Genomic DNA, 20325 nt, shown 5'->3' with positions numbered 1-20325 from the left:
CTCAGGACTCCTGGGAAAGGGAGACGAGCACGTCATCCCCTTCGATCTTTACGGGGTATACGGGGACGGGGCGCGTCGCGGGAAGGCCGGACGGCTTGCCGGTGCGGAGGTCGAAGCTGGAGCCGTGCAGCCAGCACTCGATCTGGCAGTCCTCCACCTCGCCCTCGGAGAGGGAGACGTTCGCGTGCGAGCAGATGTCGTGGATCGCGAACACCTCGCCCTCGGTGTGGACGACCGAGACCGGCGTGCCGTCGAGCTCCACCCGCTTCGGGGTGTCCTTCTCCAGCTCGCTCAGTCCGCAGGCGCGTACGAACGTCATGCGACCGTCGCCTCCAGCTCCTCTTCGATCTTCGCGATGAGGCGCTCCTCCACGTCCGGCAGACCGATCTGCTGGACGAGCTCGGCGAAGAAGCCGCGGACGACGAGGCGGCGCGCCTCGTCCTCCGGGATGCCGCGCGACTGGAGGTAGAAGAGCTGCTCGTCGTCGAAGCGGCCGGTCGCCGAGGCGTGGCCCGCGCCGACGATCTCGCCGGTCTCGATCTCGAGGTTCGGCACGGAGTCGACCCGGGCGCCGTCGGTCAGCACGAGGTTGCGGTTCATCTCGTACGTGTCGGTGCCCTCGGCGGCGGCCTCGATGAGGACGTCACCGATCCACACGGCGTGCGCGTCGTCGCCCTGGAGCGCGCCCTTGTAGACGACGTTCGACTTGCAGTGCGGGGTGTTGTGGTCGACCAGGAGGCGATGCTCCTGGTGCTGGCCCGCGTCCGTGACGTACAGGCCGAAGAGCTCGGCCTCGCCGCCGGGGCCCGCGTAGGTGACACGCGGGTGCAGGCGGACCAGGTCGCCGCCGAAGGTGACGACGACGGACTTGAAGGAGGCGTCGCGGCCGACCAGCGCGTTGTGCTGGGCGACGTGCACCGCCTTGTCGTCCCAGTCCTGGACGGAGACCACGGTGAGCTTCGCGCCGTCGCCGACGACGAAGTCGACGTTGGCGGCGAGGACGGCGTCACCGGTGTGGTCGATGACGACGAGGGCCTCGGCGAACGCGCCCAGCTCGATGACCTGGTGCGCGAAGGCGGTGCCGCCCTCGCCGTGCACCGCGATGCGGATCGGCTCGGTGAGGACGGTCTCCTTGGGGACGGTCACGACCGAGGCCTTCTCGAAGGACGAGTATGCCTGCGCGGCGATGCGGTCGACGGGCTTGCCCGCCTTGCCGACGCGCGCGTCGTCCCGGCCCACCGTCTCCTGGGTGACGCCCTCGGGGGCGCTCACCTCGACGCGGATGCCGCCGCTGGCCACCGCCGTGCCGTCGTGCAGCCCGCGAAGGCGCTCCAGCGGCGTGAACCGCCACTCCTCCTCGCGGCCGTGGGGGACCGGGAAGTCCGCCACGTCGTAGGACGGGGGCGCGCTCATACGGGTGGCGACGGTGGACTCGGCGGCCACCGCGATCGATCCGGCGGTGGTGCTTCCCACCGGGATGTTCTGAGCCTCAGCCATGGCTGTCGTCGTGCTCTCTCTCTGCGTAAGAAATCTGCTCGCTGCGGGACGGTGTCCGGTCTTAACCGACCGAACCCTCCATCTGCAGCTCGATCAGCCGGTTCAGCTCCAGGGCGTACTCCATGGGCAGCTCCTTGGCGATCGGCTCGACGAAGCCGCGCACGATCATCGCCATGGCCTCGAACTCCGTCATGCCGCGGCTCATCAGGTAGAAGAGCTGGTCGTCGGAGACCTTGGAGACCGTCGCCTCGTGGCCCATCGACACGTCGTCCTCGCGGACGTCGACGTACGGATACGTGTCGGAGCGGGAGATCGTGTCGACGAGCAGCGCGTCGCACAGCACGTTCGACTTCGAGCCCGCGGCGCCCTCACCGATCTCGACGAGGCCGCGGTACGACGTACGACCGCCGCCGCGGGCCACCGACTTGGAGACGATGTTCGACGAGGTGTTCGGCGCCATGTGGACCATCTTGGAGCCGGCGTCCTGGTGCTGGCCCTCGCCCGCGAAGGCGATGGACAGCGTCTCGCCCTTGGCGTGCTCACCCATGAGGTAGACGGCGGGGTACTTCATCGTGACCTTGGAACCGATGTTGCCGTCGATCCACTCCATGGTCGCGCCCTCGTACGCCACGGCGCGCTTGGTGACCAGGTTGTAGACGTTGTTCGACCAGTTCTGGATCGTCGTGTAGCGGCAGCGGCCGCCCTTCTTCACGATGATCTCGACGACGGCGGAGTGCAGCGAGTCCGACTTGTAGATCGGCGCGGTGCAGCCCTCGACGTAGTGGACGTAGGCGTCCTCGTCCACGATGATCAGGGTCCGCTCGAACTGGCCCATGTTCTCCGTGTTGATGCGGAAGTAGGCCTGGAGCGGGATCTCGACGTGCACGCCCTTGGGGACGTAGATGAACGAGCCACCGGACCAGACGGCGCTGTTCAGCGAGGCGAACTTGTTGTCACCGACGGGGATGACGGTTCCGAAGTACTCCTTGAAGAGCTCCGGGTGCTCCTTCAGCGCCGTGTCGGTGTCCAGGAAGATGACGCCCTGCTCCTCCAGGTCCTCGCGGATCTGGTGGTAGACGACCTCGGACTCGTACTGCGCCGCGACACCGGCGACGAGGCGCTGCTTCTCCGCCTCGGGGATGCCGAGCTTGTCGTACGTGTTCTTGATGTCCTCGGGCAGGTCCTCCCAGGACTCCGCCTGCTTCTCCGTGGAGCGCACGAAGTACTTGATGTTGTCGAAGTCGATGCCGGAGAGGTCCGAGCCCCAGTTCGGCATGGGCTTCTTGTCGAAGAGGCGCAGGCCCTTGAGGCGGAGCTTGGTCATCCACTCCGGCTCGTTCTTCTTCGCCGAGATGTCGCGGACGACGTCCTCGTTGATGCCGCGCTTGGCAGAGGCACCGGCGACGTCGGAGTCGGCCCAGCCGTATTCGTAGTTGCCCAGGCCCTCGAGTTCGGGGTGGGCAGTCTCCGTGGGGAGCGTCATGCGGGGTTCCTCCCGGCCGTGCTTGCTGATGCTGATGGGGTGGTCCGTGTGGTGCTGCTGCCGCTGTCGCCGCCGCCACTGCGCGGAATGAACGTCGTGCAGACGCCGTCTCCGTGGGCGATGGTGGCGAGGCGCTGCACATGCGTGCCGAGCAGCGTGGAGAACATTTCCGTCTCCGCCTCGCACAGCTGCGGAAACTGTTCGGCGACGTGGGCGACCGGGCAGTGGTGCTGGCAGAGCTGCTCGCCGACCGGTGCGCTGCGCGCCGTAGCAGCGTACCCGTCGGCGGTCAACGCCTTCGCGAGAGCCTCGGTGCGCTGCTCGGGCGGCGCGGCGTCCATCGCCTTCTTGTACGTCTCGGCCTGGGCGGCGATCCGCGCCCGGGCGAAATCGACGACCGCTCCTTCGCCGTGGCGCTCGGTGATCCACCGGAGCGCGTCCGCGGCCAGCTTGTCGTACGACTGGTCGAAGGCGTCGCGTCCGCAGTCGGTCAGGGCGAACACCTTGGCGGGCCGGCCGCGGGTCCGTGCGCCGTAGACCCGCTGTTCGCGGGGCTCCACGACGTTCTCGTGCGCGAGGGCGTCCAGGTGCCTGCGGACGGCCGCCTGGGTGAGGCCGAGGCGCTTCGCGAGATCGGCGACGGTGGACGGGCCGTGGTCCAGGATGGAGCGCGCGACCCGGTTGCGGGTGGACCGCTCTCCGGTCGCGAGTTCCTCCTGCGGAGCCTCGCCAACGTTTTTCACAACGCCATTGTTGCGTAATTCCTCAGAGCCTGACAACCCACGCCGTGATCACCGCGCGGTGCGCTGCATCACTTAGGTAAACCTAAGCTGACCTGCGGAAACGATCATCCGCACCCCGGACGACCGCGCCCCGGCCGCCCGACCCCTCCGGTCCGTCCCTAGACTGGCTCACCATGCGAAACGAGCCCGTCCTCCAGATCGAGCGTCTGGTCAAGCGGTACGGAACCAAGACCGCGGTCGACGGTCTCGACCTGACGGCCGGGGCGGGCATCACCGCCGTCCTCGGCCCCAACGGCGCGGGCAAGACCACCACGATCGAGACCTGCGAGGGCTACCGGAAGCCGGACTCCGGCACCGTCCGCGTCCTCGGCCTCGACCCGGTCCGCCAGGCCGACGCCCTGCGGCCCCGGATAGGCGTGATGCTCCAGTCCGGCGGCGTCTACTCCGGCGCCCGCGCCGACGAGATGCTCCGCCACGTGGCCAAGCTGCACGCGCACCCCCTGGACGTGAACGCGCTCATCGAACGCCTCGGCCTCGGCAGCTGCGGCCGCACCACCTACCGGCGCCTCTCCGGCGGCCAGCAGCAGCGCCTCGCGCTCGCCATGGCCGTGGTCGGCAGGCCGGAACTGGTCTTCCTCGACGAGCCGACCGCGGGGCTCGACCCGCAGGCGCGCCGGGCGACCTGGGAGCTCGTCCGCGACCTGCGCCGCGACGGCGTCTCCGTCATCCTCACCACGCACCACATGGACGAGGCCGAGGAGCTCTCCGACGACGTCGCGATCGTCGACGCGGGCAAGGTCATCGCCCAGGGCAGCCCCGACGAGCTGTGCCGCGGCGGCGCCGAGAACACCCTGCGCTTCACCGGCCGCCCCGGCCTCGACGTCGCCTCGCTGCTCAAGGCGCTCCCGCCGGACTCGGCCGCCGCCGAGCTCACCCCCGGCTCCTACCGCGTCAGCGGCACGGTCGACCCCCAGCTGCTCGCCACCGTCACCTCCTGGTGCGCCCAGCACGGCGTCATGCCGGACAGGATCTCCGTCGAACGCCACACTCTGGAAGACGTCTTCCTCGAACTGACCGGTAAGGAGCTGCGCGGATGAGCGCCGCCGGAACGTACACGCCGAAGCCTGGCGCCGCCCCGCTGTCCCGCATGATCGCGGCGCAGGCGGCCCTGGAGACGAAGATGCTGCTGCGCAACGGCGAGCAGCTGCTCCTCACCGTCGTCATCCCGACCCTCCTGCTCGTCCTCTTCAGCGCGGTCGACATCGTCGACACCGGCGACGGCGAGGCCGTGGACTTCCTCGCGCCCGGCATCCTCGCGCTCGCCGTGATGTCGACGGCCTTCACCGGCCAGGCCATCGCGACCGGCTTCGAGCGGCGCTACGGCGTGCTCAAGCGGCTCGGCGCCTCGCCGCTCCCCCGCTGGGGCCTGATGACGGCCAAGACCCTCTCCGTGCTGGTCACGGAGGTGCTCCAGATCGTGCTGCTCACGGTCATCGCGTTCGCGCTCGGCTGGTCGCCGCACGGCAACCCCGTCTCCGTACTGCTCCTCCTGGTGCTCGGCACGGCCGCCTTCTCCGGTCTCGGCCTGCTGATGGCGGGCACGCTCAAGGCCGAGGCGACGCTCGCCGCCGCGAACCTCGTCTTCCTGCTCCTCCTCATGGGCGGCGGCGTGATCGTCCCGCTCGACAAGTTCCCCGACGCGGCCCAGACGATGCTCGGCCTGCTGCCCATCTCGGCGCTCTCGGACGGGCTGCGCGACGTCCTGCAGCACGGCGCGGGCATGCCGTGGGGGGACCTCGGGATCCTCGCGGTGTGGGCGGTGCTGGGACTCGGCGCGGCGGCGAAGTTCTTCCGCTGGGAGTAGAGGCCGGCAGGAGCGTCAAGGGCGGCCAGGGGCGTAACCGGCGTCACAGATTTCCCGCATACGTCCCCCTCGTGAAGACATGCACAAGCGGCCCCCTACGATGGGGCGCGTGCCAAACGTGACCCGAGCCGACATCGCTCAAGCCGTGCGGAACCCGCTCGCCTTCATCGCCGAGCGCTGGACCCCCACCCAGCGGACCGTCCAGCGGGCGGCCCTGATCTCCCTCGTCATGACGGTGGTCATCGTGGTGACGGGCGGCGCCGTCCGGCTGACCGGCTCGGGGCTCGGCTGCCCCACCTGGCCCAAGTGCACGGACGACTCGCTGACCGCGACCCACGAGATGGGATTCCACGGCTACATCGAGTTCGGCAACCGCCTGCTGACGTACGTGCTGTGCGCGGCCGTCGGCTGGGCGATCATCACGGCCCGCTCCCAGAAGCCGATGCGGCGCAGCCTCACCCTGCTCGGCTGGGCGCAGTTCTGGCTGGTGATGGGCAATGCCGTCCTCGGCGGCATCGTGGTCCTGGTGGGCCTCAACCCGTACACCGTCGCGGCGCACTTCCTGCTCTCCTCCGCCCTGATCGCCGTCGCCATCACGATGTGGCAGCGGACCCGCGAGGGCGACGGCGAGCCGCGTCCGCTGGTCGGCAAGGCCGTGGTGCAGCTCGTGTGGTCCCTGGTCGCGGCCTCCGCGGTGCTGATCGCCGTGGGCACGATCGTGACGGGCTCCGGGCCGCACGCCGGCGACTCCAGCGAGGTGCCGCGGATGGGCTTCGACTGGGAGGCGGTCAGCAAGCTGCACGCGGTCCTCGCCTGGATCGTGGTGACGCTGACGTTCGCCCTCTGGTTCGTCCTGAAGGCGGTCGACGCGCCGCGCGGTCCGCTGGGCCGCACCCGTGACCTCTTCCTGATCCTCCTCGCGCAGGGCGCGATCGGTTACGTCCAGTACTTCACGGACCTGCCCGAGCTCCTGGTCGGCCTGCACATGTTCGGCTCCTGCCTGGTGTGGATCGCCGTGATGCGCGTGCTGCTCTCGCTGCGGGAGCGGCCGCTCACGACGGCCGACGTGCCCGCCCAGGCGGACGACTCACGCCTCTCGGCCGTCTGAGAGCCCGTACACCCGCCGGGCGTTGCCGGCGGCGATCAGCCCGGCCACGCGCTGCGCGTCGGTGAGCGACCAGGCGCCCTCGGCGACCCAGGTGCCGAGCACCCGTCCGAGGGCCTCCCTGAACAGGTGTGCCCCGACGACGTGCAGTTCGGGCAGCCCGTGCGCGCCGCTGGAGAACAGCAGTTTCCCGAAGGGCGCGAGCTCCAGGATCTCGGCGAGCACGGCCGCCGCGCGCGCCCCGGTGCGGACGAGCGCGGGGCCGAGGTCGGCGTACACGTGCGGGAAGACGGCCGCGAGATGCGCGGCACTGCGGTGGTACGGATAGCCGTGCAGCAGCACCAGGTCGGTGCCGAGGCCCGCGGTGGCGCGCGCGAAGTCCCCGAAGTACGTCTGCGGGTCCCCGGCGCCGGCGTGCAGCTGCAGCGGCCGGCCCGAGGCCACCGCGATCCACAGCAGGTGCCGCAGCAGCACGGGATCGGTGAGCGCCCCGCCCACCTGCCGCCCCGCCAGCCAGCGCCCCACCGCGCCCCGCACCTCGCCCGGCCCTGGCGGTTCCGCGGCGAGCGCGAGCGGCTGCCGTACGCCCGCGACCGAGGTGAAGGCGACGGCTCCCGCGGCGGCGGCGTGCACGGACTCGGCGAGATTGGCGAGGAACGAGTCGGCGGTGCCCGAGGTGTCGGCGACCTGCTCGGCCAGTAACTCCAGGCGGACGATCTCGTGGGCCGCCGCGTCGCCGGTGGAGGCCATCTCGCCGGGGCCCGTCAGATCCCCCGGCAGCCCCGTGTCGACGAGGTAGGTGGTGATGCCGCTGCCCCGGAGCAGACGCCGGCCCGTTGCCAGTACGCCCAGTTCGCGGCGGCGGGCGAGATAGCGGGCCGGCGGGCAGTGCGGCTCCAGGCCGAGCAGCGGCGGGCACCAGCGGCGCACCGCGAAGCCGGTCTGGGTGTCGAAGAAGGTGGTGCCGGGGGCGGGCGGTCCCTCGCCCCGGCCGAGGTGGGCCTCGAAGGTGCCGAGACCCAGCTCCGTACGGAGGACGCCATGGCAGTACTGGTCCACCAGGGACGGCGTTTCGATCATCCGGGCTCCCGAGGGTGGACCGTGCTCCTACGGTCCTAACGGGTGACCCGGGTGTCAGGTGTTGCTTTCGGCCGGTCTCGCACCCACGGGGCGAAACAACCAGTCAGTCGTTCTTCGGGCCGCCGAGCTGGATGCCCGCCATTCGTGTCCATTCGTAGGGACCGGTCTTCACCTTGGCGGCGAATTCACCGTCGAACTCCTCGTGGACGGTGATTCCGGCCTTCTCCACGGCGCTCTGCGCGATGGCGTAGGTGGGTGCCACCAGGTCGCCCCAGTTGCCGTCGCCGCCGACGAGGACGATCCGGGTGCCCTCGTGACCGATGTACGCGATCTGCCCCTCGGCCCCGCCGTGCGCCTGCGCGAAGGTGCCGATCTCCTTGGCGAGTTTGGCGGCCCTGCGCTCGGCGCGAGCGGCCTGCTTGCTGTCGTCCACCTGCTGCGTGTCTGCCATGAGCAGGATGCTACCGACGGGTAGATCACCTGGCGACAGGCGGGCGGCGTGGCATCGGCCACGCCGCGGGCGGCGCCCCTACCGCAGGAAGGGGTCCACCGCCACGGCGACGAAGAGCAGCGAGACGTACGTGATCGACCAGTGGAAGAGCCGCATCTCCTTGAGCTTGCCGCCCGTGACCTCGGCCTTGGCGCGGCTCTGCAGCCCGTGCGCCTCCCACAGCCAGAAGCCGCCGGTGACCAGCGCGACCGCGGTGTAGAACCAGCCGGTGTAGCCGAGCGGCTGGAGCAGCAGCGAGACGGCGACCATCACCCAGGAGTAGAGGACGATCTGGCGGGCGACCACCTTGTTGGAGGCGATGACCGGCAGCATGGGCACGCCCACGCGCGCGTAGTCCTCCTTGACCTTCATGGACAGCGGCCAGTAGTGCGGCGGCGTCCAGAAGAACATGACGAGGAAGAGGACGACCGGCGCCCACGACATGGAGTTGGTGACCGAGGACCAGCCGATGAGGACCGGCAGGCAGCCCGCGATGCCGCCCCAGACGATGTTCTGCGAGGTGCGGCGCTTCAGGATCATCGTGTAGACGACCACGTAGAAGAGCAGCGCGCCGAGCGAGAGCCAGGCGGAGAGCCAGTTGACGGCGAAGCCGAACAACAGGGTGGAGACGATCGCGAGGGTGATGCCGAAGACGAGGCACTCGCGCGGGCTGACCATGCCGGTCACCAGGGGCCGCTGCGACGTGCGGTCCATGAGGGCGTCGATGTCGCGGTCGATGTACATGTTGAGCGCGTTGGCGCCCCCCGCGGAGAGGTAGCCGCCGAGACAGGTCACGAAGACCAGCCAGAGGTCGGGCACTCCTTGTTCGGCGAGGAACATCACCGGAACGGTGGTGATGAGCAGCAGCTCGATGATCCGCGGCTTGGTCAGCGCCACGAACGCCTTGACACGAGCCCCGAACGGCCGATGGCTCGGGCTAAGGTCCGTCCCGGAAACCCCCGCTGGACGGGATTCAACGGCCGTCACGCACACCCCTGACAGAGACATCCCAGCAGGCCGACCAGCACCTTCAGACATGAAGATCCGGTAAAGGCCCGCGCGTACCACGCCACTGTAGACGTTGCCCATACCCCGCTCTTCGCGGGGGTCGGGTCGTGTTGGGCGACCGGCCGAACGGCGTCCGTGGCGGGCCGGGTCGTCACATGAGCGGAACCGGGCGTTCATTGAGCGGACAAATGGGCGATACCGGTGGCCTTTTGAGCGGACATATGAGCGAGCCCATATTCACTTGCGGAATGCCTCCGCTTTCCTTTCGACAGGCGGATCCTCGCATGTCACTGCAGTCTGGAATGACTCGAAAAAATGAGCGTTCTAGCAGCGGTAGGCTCGACATCGGCCGGTGGGATCTACGCCGCCGGCATTCGACATGTGGAGAGGAGCCCTGACTCAGGGTGAGCACCAAGCCGACCACCACAGACCTCGAGTGGACCGAACTGGACCAGCGGGCCGTTGACACCGCCCGCGTCCTGGCCATGGATTCCGTACAGAAGGTCGGCAACGGCCATCCCGGTACGGCCATGAGCCTCGCGCCCGCCGCGTACACCCTCTTCCAGAAGGTGATGCGCCACGATCCGGCGGACGCCGACTGGACCGGCCGCGACCGGTTCGTCCTCTCTGCGGGCCACTCGTCCCTGACCCTCTACATCCAGCTCTACCTGGCCGGCTTCGGCCTGGAGCTGGACGACCTGAAGGCCTTCCGCACCTGGGGCTCGAAGACCCCGGGCCACCCGGAGTACGGCCACACGGTCGGCGTGGAGACGACCACGGGCCCGCTGGGCCAGGGCGTCGCCAATGCCGTGGGCATGGCGATGGCCGCCCGCTACGAGCGCGGTCTGTTCGACCCGGAGACGACCGACGGCTCGTCCCCGTTCGACCACTTCATCTACGCCATCGCCGGCGACGGCTGCCTCCAGGAGGGCATCTCCGGCGAGGCCTCGTCGCTGGCCGGGCACCAGAAGCTCGGCAACCTGATCCTGCTGTGGGACGACAACCACATCTCGATCGAGGGCGACACCGAGACCGCGGTCTCCGAGGACACCCTCAAGCGGTACGAGGCGTACGGCTGGCACGTCCAGCGCGTGGCGCCCAAGGAGAACGGCGACCTCGACCCCGCCGCCCTCTACGCCGCGATCCAGGCCGCCAAGGCCGAGACCGAGCGCCCCTCCTTCATCGCGATGCGCTCGATCATCGCCTGGCCCGCCCCGAACGCGCAGAACACCGAGGCCGCGCACGGCTCGGCGCTCGGCGACGAGGAAGTGGCCGCCACCAAGCGCGTCCTCGGCTTCGACCCCGAGCAGACCTTCGAGGTCTCCGACGAGGTCCTCGCGCACACCCGCAAGGCGCTCGACCGCGGCCGCGAGGCCAAGGCCGAGTGGGAGAAGGGCTTCGCCGCCTGGCGCACCGCCAACTCCGAGCGCGCCGCCGAGTTCGACCGCGTCGCCAAGGGCGAGCTGCCCGAGGGCTGGGAGGAGAAGCTCCCGGAGTTCGAGACCGGCAAGGCCGTCGCCACGCGCGCCGCCTCCGGCAAGGTCCTCCAGGCGCTCGGCGCGGTCATTCCCGAGCTGTGGGGCGGCTCCGCCGACCTCGCGGGCTCGAACAACACGACGATCGACAAGACGTCGTCGTTCCTGCCCACGGGCAACCCGCTGCCCGGCGCCGACCCGTACGGCCGCACGATCCACTACGGCATCCGCGAGCACTCCATGGCCGCGGAGATGAACGGCATCGCGCTGCACGGCAACACCCGCATCTACGGCGGCACCTTCCTGGTGTTCTCCGACTACATGCGCAACGCCGTCCGCCTGTCCGCGCTCATGCACCTGCCGGTGACGTACGTGTGGACGCACGACTCCATCGGCCTCGGCGAGGACGGCCCGACCCACCAGCCGGTCGAGCACCTGGCCTCGCTGCGCGCCATCCCGGGCCTGAACGTCGTGCGCCCGGCCGACGCCAACGAGACCGCCATCGCGTGGCGCGAGATCCTCAAGCGCTACACCAAGGAGTTCGGCAAGGGCGCCCCGCACGGCCTCGCGCTGACCCGCCAGGGCGTGCCGACGTACGAGCGCAACGAGGACGCCGCCAAGGGCGGCTACGTCCTCTTCGAGGCCGAGGGCGGCACGCCGGAGGTCATCCTCATCGGCACCGGCTCCGAGGTCCAGCTCGCCGTCGAGGCGCGCGAGCAGCTGCAGGCCGCGGGTGTCCCGACGCGCGTCGTCTCGATGCCGTCGGTCGAGTGGTTCGAGGAGCAGGACCAGGGGTACCGCGACAGCGTGCTGCCGCCGTCGGTGAAGGCGCGCGTGGCGGTCGAGGCGGGCGTCGGTCTGACCTGGCACCGCTTCGTGGGCGACGCCGGACGCATCGTCTCGCTGGAGCACTTCGGTGCCTCGGCGGACGCCAAGGTGCTGTTCCGCGAGTTCGGTTTCACCGCCGACGCGGTGGCGCAGGCGGCCCGGGAATCGATCGCCGCCGCTCAGCGCTGACGCCCATATACGACCAAGTAGGAGATGTAATTCCATGACAGACGCACTCAAGCGCCTTTCAGAAGAAGGCGTCGCGATCTGGCTGGACGACCTGTCGCGCAAGCGGATCACGTCCGGCAACCTCGCCGAACTGATCGACCAGCAGCACGTCGTGGGCGTCACCACCAACCCCTCGATCTTCCAGAAGGCCATCTCGCAGGGCGACGGTTACGACCAGCAGCTCTCGGACCTCGCCGCCCGCGAGGTCACCGTCGAGGAAGCCATCCGGATGATCACGACGGCGGACGTCCGTGACGCCGCCGACATCCTGCGTCCGGTCTTCGACGCGACGGGCGGCCAGGACGGCCGCGTGTCCATCGAGGTCGACCCGCGCCTGGCGCACAACACCAAGGCCACGACGGCCGAGGCCAAGCAGCTCGCCTGGCTGGTGGACCGCCCGAACGCGCTCATCAAGATCCCGGCCACCCAGGCGGGCATCCCGGCGATCACCGAGGTCATCGGCCTCGGCATCAGCGTCAACGTCACGCTGATCTTCTCGCTGGAGCGCTACCGCATGGTCATGGACGCGTACCTCGCGGGCCTGGAGAAGGCCAAGGAGCGCGGCCTGGACCTCTCGAAGATCCACTCCGTGGCGTCCTTCTTCGTGTCCCGCGTGGACACCGAGATCGACAAGCGCCTGGACGGCATCGGCACGGACGAGGCCAAGTCCCTCAAGGGCAAGGCCGCGCTCGCCAACGCCCGGCTCGCCTACGAGGCGTACGAGGAGGTCTTCTCCTCCGACCGCTGGGCCGCGCTCGACAAGGCGCAGGCCAACAAGCAGCGTCCGCTGTGGGCCTCGACCGGCGTCAAGGACCCCGCGTACAAGGACACCCTGTACGTCGACGAGCTCGTCGCGCCCAACACGGTGAACACCATGCCCGAGGCGACCCTGGAAGCCACCGGCGACCACGGCCAGATCACCGGCAACACCATCGCGGGCACCTACGACCAGGCTCGCGCCGAGATCGCCGCCGTGGAGAAGCTCGGCATCTCGTACGACGAGGTCGTGCAGCTGCTCGAGGACGAGGGCGTCGAGAAGTTCGAGGCGTCCTGGACCGACCTGCTCAAGTCGACTGAGGCCGAGCTCAAGCGCCTCGCTCCCGCGAAGGGCTGACCCATTTTGTCAAGCAGCAATCCGCTGCGTGACGCCGCAGACCGACGGCTCCCGCGTATCGCGGGGCCGTCGGGCCTGGTCATCTTTGGCGTCACGGGCGATTTGTCCCGTAAAAAGCTGATGCCTGCCGTCTACGACCTCGCCAACCGAGGTCTGTTGCCGCCGGGCTTTTCTCTGATTGGTTTCGCCCGCCGCGACTGGGAGGACGAGGACTTCGCCCAGGTCGTCCACGACGCGGTCAAGGAGCACTCCCGCACGCCGTTCCGCGAGGAGGTCTGGCAGCAGCTCATCCAGGGCATGCGCTTCGTCCAGGGCAACTTCGACGACGACGACGCCTTCGAGCAGCTCAAGGCCACCATCCAGGAGCTCGACAAGGCGCAGGGGACCGGCGGCAACTTCGCCTTCTACCTCTCCGTGCCCCCGAAGTTCTTCCCGCAGGTCGTCCAGCAGCTCAAGAAGCACGAGCTCGCGGACGCCCCCAAGGGGTGCTGGCGCCGCGCGGTCATCGAGAAGCCGTTCGGCCACGACCTCGCGTCGGCCCAGGAGCTGAACGCGATCGTGCACGAGGTGTTCGCCCCGGACCAGGTGTTCCGGATCGACCACTACCTCGGCAAGGAGACCGTCCAGAACATCCTGGCGCTGCGCTTCGCCAACCAGATGTTCGAGCCGATCTGGAACCGGTCGTACGTCGACCACATCCAGATCACGATGGCCGAGGACATCGGCATCGGCGGCCGCGCCGGCTACTACGACGGCATCGGCGCCGCCCGCGACGTCATCCAGAACCACCTGCTCCAGCTGATGGCGCTGACCGCGATGGAGGAGCCCGCCTCCTTCGAGGCGGACGCGCTGGTCGCCGAGAAGGCGAAGGTCCTCGGCGCCGTCCGGCTGCCGAAGGACCTCGGCAGGAACACGGTCCGCGGGCAGTACGCCGCGGGGTGGCAGGGCGGCGAGAAGGCCGTCGGCTACCTCCAGGAAGACGGCATCGACCCCAAGTCGAAGACCGACACCTACGCGGCGATCAAGCTGGAGGTGGACAACCGCCGCTGGGCGGGCGTCCCCTTCTACCTGCGCACCGGCAAGCGGCTCGGCCGTCGGGTCACGGAGATCGCGGTGGTCTTCCAGCGCGCTCCCCACTCCCCCTTCGACCACACCGCCACCGAGGAGCTCGGGCAGAACGCGATCGTCATCCGCGTCCAGCCGGACGAGGGCATCACGGTCCGGTTCGGCTCGAAGGTGCCCGGCACCTCCATGGAGATCCGGGACGTCTCGATGGACTTCGCGTACGGCGAGTCCTTCACCGAGTCCAGCCCCGAGGCGTACGAGCGCCTGATCCTCGACGTCCTGCTCGGCGACGCCAACCTCTTCCCGCGCACGGAGGAGGTCGAGCTGTCCTGGAACATCCTCGACCCGATCGAGGAGTACTGGGACAAGCACGGCAAGCCCGCGCAGTACCCGGCCGGCACCTGGGGCCCGACCGAGGCGGACGAAATGCTCGCACGAGACGGACGGAGCTGGCGTCGGCCATGAAGATCGACCTTACGGACACCACGTCCAGCAAGATCAACAAGGCGCTCGTGCAGGGCCGCAGGGCGATCGGCACCCCGGCCGTCGGCATGGTCCTGACCCTCGTCATCGTCACCGATGAGGAGAACGCCTACGACTCCCTGAAGGCGGCCAACGACGCGTCGCGCGAGCACCCCTCGCGCACCCTCGTGGTCATCAAGCGGGCCGCGCGCTCGCCGCGTGACCGCACCAGCTCGCGCCTCGACGCCGAGGTGCGGGTCGGCGTGGAGGCGGGCACCGGCGAGACGGTGGTCCTGCGGCTGTACGGCGAGGTCATCGACCACGCCCAGTCGGTCGTGCTGCCGCTGCTGCTGCCCGACGCCCCCGTGGTCGTCTGGTGGCCGGTGAACGCCCCGCTGGACCCGGCCAACGACCCGCTCGGCGCCCTGGCCCAGCGGCGCGTCACGGACACGTACGCGGCCGAGCACCCCATCGAGGAGCTGACCGCCCGCGCCGCGGCCTACCACCCCGGCGACACGGACCTGTCCTGGACGCGCATCACGCCCTGGCGCTCGATGCTCGCGGCCGCCCTGGACCAGATCGCCTGCAAGGTGAAGTCGGTGCAGGTCGACGGCGAGGAGTTCAACCCGAGCTGTGAGCTGCTCGCCATGTGGCTCGCGGACCGGCTCGACGTACCGGTGAAGCGGGCGCTCTCGCCCGGCCCCGGTCTGACCGGTGTGCGCATGGAGACCGACTGCGGCCCCATCGTGCTCGACCGGGCCGACGGCTCGCTCGCCACGCTGCACATCGAGGGCCAGCCCAACCGCGCGGTGGCGCTCAAGCGCCGCGAGACGGCCGAGCTGATCGCCGAGGAGCTGCGGCGCCTGGACCCGGACGACACCTACGCCTCCGCACTGAAGTACGGCGTGGACCGGCTGGCGCAGACGCCCACCGAGCGGGTGACCGAGACGGCCGAGGAGGCCCGGGAGTCCGGTGACTCCGCGGCGTCCGCCGAGCCGAAGAAGGCACCGGCGAAGAAGACCGCCGCCAAGAAGGCGGCCGCGAAGTGAGCGCGGCCCCGCAGCTCGTCGTCCACCGCGACAAGGAGCTGATGGCGCAGGCCGCGGCGGCCCGCCTCATCACGAAGATCGTCGACGCGCAGGCCGCCCGCGGCCACGCGTCGGTGGTCCTCACCGGCGGCCGCAACGGCAACGGCCTGCTCGCGGCGCTGGGTGCGTCCCCGGCGAAGGACGCGATCGACTGGTCGCGGCTCGACCTGTGGTGGGGCGACGAGCGGTTCCTGCCGGACGGCGACCCGGAGCGCAACTACACCCAGGCCAAGGAGGCGCTGCTCGACTCGGTGCCGGTCAATCCGGCCCGGGTGCATCCGATGCCCGCATCCGACGGTCCGTACGAGGTCGACGCGGCGGCGGAGCACTACGCCGCCGAGCTGGCCGCGGCCGCGGGCCCCGAGGACCACGGCCCCGTGCCGTCCTTCGACGTCCTGATGCTCGGCGTCGGCCCGGACACGCATGTCGCGTCGCTCTTCCCGGAGCTCCCCGCGGTGCGCGAGACGGAGCGCTCGGTGGTCGGCGTGCACGGCGCGCCGAAGCCCCCGCCGACCCGCATCTCGCTCACGCTCCCGGCGATCCGGGCGGCCCGCGAGGTGTGGCTGCTCGCGGCGGGCGAGGACAAGGCGAACGCCGCGGCGATCGCCCTGTCGGGCGCCGGCGAGGTGCAGGCCCCGGCGGCCGGCGCCTACGGCCGCTCGCGCACGCTGTGGCTGCTCGACGCCGCGGCGGCCTCGCAGCTCCCGCCGGAGCTGTATCCGCCGGCCGTGGCGTAGCGGCCTCCGGTCGTACGTGCAAGAGGGCCCCGCACCACCCGGTGCGGGGCCCTCAGGCGTGGGCGGGGACGCGGCGGTAGCTGCTGCCGTCCTGGTCGCGGACGAGGAGGCCGTCGGTGACGCAGTACCTCCGCAGCGCCGCGGTGTCGTCGTGGACGGTGCGGAACGCGTCGTTGACCTCGCGTTCGCTGTAGACGCGGCCGGTGTCGAACAGGGTGTCCGTGAGATGGACGAGGAGTTCGTGGCGCACGACGGGGCGCACGGGAATGGCCGTGAGGCGGCCGTGTGCGAAGAACCCGGTGAGCCGGCGCGGGACGGCGGGATGGATGTCCACGGGGAGCGGCGAGCGCCGGAAGACGGCCGGGTCGGCCCGCAGCGACCCGTCGGGCAGCCGCTCCACGAGCCCACTGGCGAGCAGGCGTCCCAGGTGCCTGCGGGCGACGGCGGAGTCGGCCTCGCGCGGCGGCAGGTCGTCGAGGACGATGCGCGCGTACAGCCGGAGTCTCTCGGGGTCGGCGAGCGCGGCGAGCAGCTGGTCCATGACGGGGTTCCCTCCCGGCGGGTGACAGAGCCGAAGCAGTGTCACCCGCCGGGCGGGGCACCCGCATCCGATTAACTCATGATGAGGCTCAACGGCCGCGCAGATCGCGGTACTTGGCGACCAGCGCCGTCGTCGACCCGTCCAGGTCCGGCACCTCGGCGCCCTCGGTCAGGGCGGGCTCGACGCGCTTGGCGAGGACCTTGCCGAGCTCGACGCCCCACTGGTCGAAGGAGTCGATGTTCCAGACGGCGCCCTGGACGAAGACCTTGTGTTCGTAGAGCGCGATGAGCTGGCCGAGGACCGAGGGGGTCAGCTCCTTGGCGAGGATCGTCGTCGTCGGGTGGTTGCCCTTGAACGTCTTGTGCGGGACCAGCTCCTCCGCGACGCCCTCGGCACGCACCTCGTCGGGCGTCTTGCCGAACGCCAGCGCCTGGGTCTGCGCGAAGAAGTTGGCCATCAGCAGGTCGTGCTGGGCGACCAGGCCCGGCAGCAGGTCGGCGACCGGCTCGGCGAAGCCGATGAAGTCCGCCGGGATCAACTTCGTGCCCTGGTGGATGAGTTGGTAGTAGGCGTGCTGGCCGTTGGTGCCGGGCGTCCCCCAGACGACCGGGCCCGTCTGCCAGTCGACCTCCTTGCCGTCCCGGTCGACGTACTTTCCGTTGGACTCCATGTCCAGCTGCTGGAGGTACGCGGTGAACTTGGAGAGGTAGTGCGAGTACGGCAGGACGGCGTGCGACTGCGCGTCGTGGAAGTTGCCGTACCAGATGCCCAACAGGCCCATCAGCAAAGGCACGTTGGACTCGGCGGGCGCGGTGCGGAAGTGCTCGTCGACGAGGTGGAAGCCGTCGAGCATCTCGCGGAAGCGGTCGGGCCCGATGGCGATCATCAGGGAGAGACCGATCGCGGAGTCGTACGAGTAGCGGCCGCCGACCCAGTCCCAGAACTCGAACATGTTGGCCGTGTCGATGCCGAACTCCGACACCTTCTCGGCGTTCGTCGACAGGGCCACGAAGTGCTTGGCGACGGCGTCCTGGCCGGCCTTCAGCTCGGTCAGCAGCCAGTCGCGCGCCGATGTGGCGTTCGTGATCGTCTCGATGGTGGTGAACGTCTTCGAGGCGATGATGAACAGCGTCTCGGCGGCGTCCAGGTCCCGCACGGCCTCGTGCAGGTCGGCGCCGTCCACGTTCGACACGAAGCGGACCGTGAGGCCGCGGTCGGTGAAGGAGCGCAGCGCCTCGTACGCCATCGCGGGGCCGAGGTCGGAGCCGCCGATGCCGATGTTGACGACGTTCTTGATGCGCTTGCCGGTGTGACCGGTCCACTCGCCGGAGCGGACCTTCTCCGAGAAGGCGCTCATCTTGTCGAGGACGGCGTGCACCGCGGGGACGACGTTCTCGCCGTCGACCTCGATGACGGCGTCCCGCGGGGCGCGCAGCGCGGTGTGCAGGACCGCGCGGTCCTCGGTGGTGTTGATCTTCTCGCCGCGGAACATGGCGTCCCGCAGGCCGAAGACGTCGGTCGCGGCGGCGAGCTCGCGCAGCAGCGTCAGCGTCTCGGCGGTGACGAGGTGCTTGGAATAGTCGATGTGCAGGTCGCCGACCTGGAGGGTGTACGCCGTGCCACGGGCCGGGTCAGCGGCGAACAGCTCGCGCAGCTGCACCTCCCCCAGCCGCTCACGGTGCTCGGCGAGCGCCGTCCATTCGGGAGTCTGATCGAGCCTGGCGCGGCTTTCTGCGTTCATCTCGGACTTCAGCCTTCTCTCGTACGCGCGTACGTCCATGTGCCCCGCTGCATCCTCCAACCTAATCGATCAGAGAGCGGGATGAGATGTCCGAAACTGTCTGTCCGCACACGTGCCGGGAGAAAGAAACCGGCCGGACACCTCTCGGTGCCCGGCCGGCTCTCAAGTGCTAGATCTCGCCCCGCAGTTTGGCGAGCGCTTCCGCGAGGATGGCCTCGCCGTCGGCGTCGCTGCGCCGCTCCCGTACGTACGCCAGGTGCGTCTTGTACGGCTCGGTGCGCGGCGGGTCCGGCGGGTTGTCCCGGTCCTGACCTGCCGGGAAGCCGCAGCGGGGACAGTCCCACGTGTCGGGGATCTGCGCGTCGCTGGCGAAGCTCGGCTGCGTCTCGTGCCCGTTGGAGCACCAGAAGGAGATGCGCGCACGCGGCGCGGACTCACCGCGCTCGGCCTCGCCCATCGGCCCCGCCCCGACCCGACTTCCTCGGATCGCGTTGCCACTTGCCACGGTCGTAACTCCCTGCGTGATGGTGCTGCTGCGGGCGCCTCAGTTTACGTAAGGCCCAACGCGCGTCCAGTGTTGGGAGTTACACCCCTCCCCCGGACGCAAGCCCCATGATAAGCCGCGCACGCTGGGCTGCACCGGACAAGCGGGCAGCGGGCGGCGCTAGTTGTTCGCCTTCATCAGCAGGCCGAGCGCGACAATGCAGGCGAACCAGAGCAGACCGACCACGACCGTGATGCGGTCGAGGTTGCGCTCCGCGACGGAGGAGCCGCCGACGGACGACTGCATGCCGCCACCGAACATGTCGGAGAGACCGCCGCCCTTGCCCTTGTGCATCAGCACCAGCAGCATCATCAGCAGGCTGAAGACGATCAGGGCGATCGAGAACCCCATAACCACGGCTGGACCAACTTCCTCGGATCTGAAACGACGACGGGGGCCGAAGGCAGGCTTCGGCCCCCGTCAGGGTACGACGTAACGCCGCTAGCGCATACTCACTGGTCGCCGAAGCGAACGATCTTGACGAACTCGTCGGAGTCCAGCGCGGCGCCGCCGACCAGCGCGCCGTCCACGTCGGGCTGCGCCATGATGTCGGCGACGTTCTTCGCCTTGACGGAGCCGCCGTACTGGATGCGCACCTTGTCGGCGAGCTCCTGGGAGTACAGCTCGGCGAGGCGGGCGCGGATCGCGCCGCAGACCTCCTGCGCGTCCTCGGGGGTCGCGACCTCGCCGGTGCCGATCGCCCAGACCGGCTCGTAGGCGATCACGATGGTCTCGGCCTGCTCGGCCGGGATGTCCTTCAGGCCGCCGTCGAGCTGGTTCAGCGTGTACTGGACCTGCTGGCCGGCCTTGCGGATGTCCAGGCCCTCGCCGACGCAGAGGATCGGGGTCAGGCCGTGCTTGAAGGCGGCCTTCACCTTGGCGTTGCAGATCTGGTCGGTCTCGTTGTGGTACTGGCGGCGCTCGGAGTGGCCCACGGCGACGTAGGTGCACTTCAGCTTGGCCAGCATCGGGCCCGAGATCTCGCCGGTGTAGGCGCCGGAGTCGTGCGCCGAGATGTCCTGGGCGCCGTACTTGATCTTGAGCTTGTCGCCGTCGACGAGGGTCTGCACGGAGCGCAGGTCGGTGAAGGGCGGCAGGACGGCGACCTCGCAGGCCTCGTAGTCCTTGTCCGCCAGGGCGAAGGCGAGCTTCTGCACGTGGGCGATGGCCTCGAGGTGGTTGAGGTTCATCTTCCAGTTGCCCGCCATCAGCGGGGTGCGCTTAGTCATCAG

Annotated in this window: 20 protein-coding genes; 8 read left to right on the top strand and 12 right to left on the bottom strand. The window is 69.7% G+C overall.

The features are described from left to right. Nucleotide 1 precedes the first annotated feature (1 nt). The 4 genes from ACH4D5_RS27710 to ACH4D5_RS27695 all read right to left on the bottom strand — a co-directional run bounded on the left by ACH4D5_RS27710 (nucleotide 2) and on the right by ACH4D5_RS27695 (nucleotide 3723). A complete protein-coding gene (locus tag ACH4D5_RS27710) occupies nucleotides 2-319 on the bottom strand; it encodes a bifunctional 3-phenylpropionate/cinnamic acid dioxygenase ferredoxin subunit (protein ID WP_362995455.1) in 318 nt (105 codons plus the stop codon). Further along, a complete protein-coding gene (gene sufD, locus ACH4D5_RS27705) occupies nucleotides 316-1497 on the bottom strand; it encodes a Fe-S cluster assembly protein SufD (RefSeq protein WP_398307546.1) in 1182 nt (393 codons plus the stop codon). The genes ACH4D5_RS27710 and sufD overlap by 4 nt, the downstream gene beginning before the upstream one ends. A 61-nt stretch (nucleotides 1498-1558) precedes the next feature. Next, entirely contained in the window at nucleotides 1559-2980 is a 1422-nt protein-coding gene (sufB, locus tag ACH4D5_RS27700) for a Fe-S cluster assembly protein SufB (protein WP_062776871.1), read from the bottom strand. Continuing rightward, nucleotides 2977-3723, bottom strand: coding sequence for a helix-turn-helix transcriptional regulator (locus tag ACH4D5_RS27695; RefSeq protein WP_398307544.1), 747 nt, complete (start codon nucleotides 3721-3723; stop codon nucleotides 2977-2979). The genes sufB and ACH4D5_RS27695 overlap by 4 nt, the downstream gene beginning before the upstream one ends. Nucleotides 3724-3896: 173 nt before the next feature. Between ACH4D5_RS27695 and ACH4D5_RS27690 the strand changes: the two genes are divergently transcribed. The 3 genes from ACH4D5_RS27690 (at nucleotide 3897) to ACH4D5_RS27680 (ending at nucleotide 6695) form a co-directional block, all read left to right on the top strand. After that, on the top strand, nucleotides 3897-4820 hold the full coding sequence (locus tag ACH4D5_RS27690) for an ABC transporter ATP-binding protein (protein WP_398307542.1): 924 nt from the start codon (nucleotides 3897-3899) through the stop codon (nucleotides 4818-4820). After that, on the top strand, nucleotides 4817-5587 hold the full coding sequence (locus ACH4D5_RS27685; RefSeq protein ID WP_398307540.1) for an ABC transporter permease: 771 nt from the start codon (nucleotides 4817-4819) through the stop codon (nucleotides 5585-5587). The genes ACH4D5_RS27690 and ACH4D5_RS27685 overlap by 4 nt, the downstream gene beginning before the upstream one ends. Before the next feature lie 79 nt (nucleotides 5588-5666). Beyond that, nucleotides 5667-6695, top strand: a complete 1029-nt coding sequence (locus ACH4D5_RS27680; protein ID WP_398307538.1) for a heme A synthase — start codon at nucleotides 5667-5669, stop codon at nucleotides 6693-6695. Here ACH4D5_RS27680 and ACH4D5_RS27675 read toward each other — a convergent pair. The 3 genes from ACH4D5_RS27675 to ACH4D5_RS27665 form a co-directional block, all read right to left on the bottom strand. Beyond that, nucleotides 6675-7772: an amidohydrolase family protein gene (locus ACH4D5_RS27675; RefSeq protein ID WP_398307536.1), complete on the bottom strand. Its 1098-nt coding sequence runs from the start codon at nucleotides 7770-7772 to the stop codon at nucleotides 6675-6677. The genes ACH4D5_RS27680 and ACH4D5_RS27675 overlap by 21 nt on opposite strands. 103 nt (nucleotides 7773-7875) lie before the next feature. Beyond that, entirely contained in the window at nucleotides 7876-8223 is a 348-nt protein-coding gene (locus tag ACH4D5_RS27670; protein ID WP_398307534.1) for a hypothetical protein, read from the bottom strand. 78 nt (nucleotides 8224-8301) lie between these two features. Next, entirely contained in the window at nucleotides 8302-9255 is a 954-nt protein-coding gene (locus ACH4D5_RS27665) for a heme o synthase (RefSeq protein WP_365357022.1), read from the bottom strand. Between the two features lie 419 nt (nucleotides 9256-9674). On the opposite strand from ACH4D5_RS27665, the gene tkt reads away from it, so the two are divergent. The 5 genes from tkt to pgl are packed head-to-tail and all read left to right on the top strand — an operon-like array spanning nucleotide 9675 to nucleotide 16267. Beyond that, nucleotides 9675-11762 (top strand): transketolase, encoded by a 2088-nt coding sequence (gene tkt, locus ACH4D5_RS27660; protein ID WP_398307532.1) that lies wholly within the window; start codon nucleotides 9675-9677, stop codon nucleotides 11760-11762. 34 nt (nucleotides 11763-11796) lie between these two features. Beyond that, a complete protein-coding gene (tal, locus tag ACH4D5_RS27655) occupies nucleotides 11797-12915 on the top strand; it encodes a transaldolase (RefSeq protein WP_398307530.1) in 1119 nt (372 codons plus the stop codon). Nucleotides 12916-12921: 6 nt separating this feature from the next. After that, nucleotides 12922-14445, top strand: a complete 1524-nt coding sequence (gene zwf / locus ACH4D5_RS27650) for a glucose-6-phosphate dehydrogenase (RefSeq protein ID WP_398307528.1) — start codon at nucleotides 12922-12924, stop codon at nucleotides 14443-14445. Next, a complete protein-coding gene (gene opcA, locus ACH4D5_RS27645; RefSeq protein WP_398307526.1) occupies nucleotides 14442-15491 on the top strand; it encodes a glucose-6-phosphate dehydrogenase assembly protein OpcA in 1050 nt (349 codons plus the stop codon). Before zwf ends, opcA begins: the two co-directional genes overlap by 4 nt. Next, on the top strand, nucleotides 15488-16267 hold the full coding sequence (pgl, locus tag ACH4D5_RS27640) for a 6-phosphogluconolactonase (protein ID WP_398307524.1): 780 nt from the start codon (nucleotides 15488-15490) through the stop codon (nucleotides 16265-16267). Before opcA ends, pgl begins: the two co-directional genes overlap by 4 nt. A 52-nt stretch (nucleotides 16268-16319) precedes the next feature. On the opposite strand, the gene ACH4D5_RS27635 is transcribed toward pgl, so the two are convergent. The 5 genes from ACH4D5_RS27635 to tpiA all read right to left on the bottom strand — a co-directional run bounded on the left by ACH4D5_RS27635 (nucleotide 16320) and on the right by tpiA (nucleotide 20322). Beyond that, nucleotides 16320-16808, bottom strand: coding sequence for a DUF2087 domain-containing protein (locus tag ACH4D5_RS27635; protein WP_398307522.1), 489 nt, complete (start codon nucleotides 16806-16808; stop codon nucleotides 16320-16322). 88 nt (nucleotides 16809-16896) lie between these two features. Continuing rightward, nucleotides 16897-18549, bottom strand: a complete 1653-nt coding sequence (gene pgi / locus ACH4D5_RS27630; protein WP_398307520.1) for a glucose-6-phosphate isomerase — start codon at nucleotides 18547-18549, stop codon at nucleotides 16897-16899. 169 nt (nucleotides 18550-18718) lie between these two features. Then, the gene (locus tag ACH4D5_RS27625; RefSeq protein WP_329389108.1) at nucleotides 18719-19054 is read right to left on the bottom strand and encodes an RNA polymerase-binding protein RbpA; all 336 of its coding nucleotides are present in this window, start codon (nucleotides 19052-19054) and stop codon (nucleotides 18719-18721) included. A gap of 159 nt (nucleotides 19055-19213) precedes the next feature. Further along, nucleotides 19214-19444 carry a preprotein translocase subunit SecG gene (gene secG, locus ACH4D5_RS27620; protein ID WP_055702100.1) on the bottom strand — a complete coding sequence of 77 codons (231 nt, stop codon included), beginning with the start codon at nucleotides 19442-19444 and terminating at the stop codon, nucleotides 19214-19216. Nucleotides 19445-19545: 101 nt separating this feature from the next. Further along, on the bottom strand, nucleotides 19546-20322 hold the full coding sequence (gene tpiA / locus ACH4D5_RS27615; protein WP_398307518.1) for a triose-phosphate isomerase: 777 nt from the start codon (nucleotides 20320-20322) through the stop codon (nucleotides 19546-19548). Between the last annotated feature and the right edge of the window lie 3 nt (nucleotides 20323-20325).

The organism is Streptomyces sp. NPDC018029 (assembly GCF_044327655.1).
In the GTDB taxonomy this organism is placed as follows: Bacteria; Actinomycetota; Actinomycetes; order Streptomycetales; family Streptomycetaceae; genus Streptomyces.
Note: the sequence above shows the minus strand (reverse complement) of the source record. Positions and strands in the feature narration are given on the sequence as shown.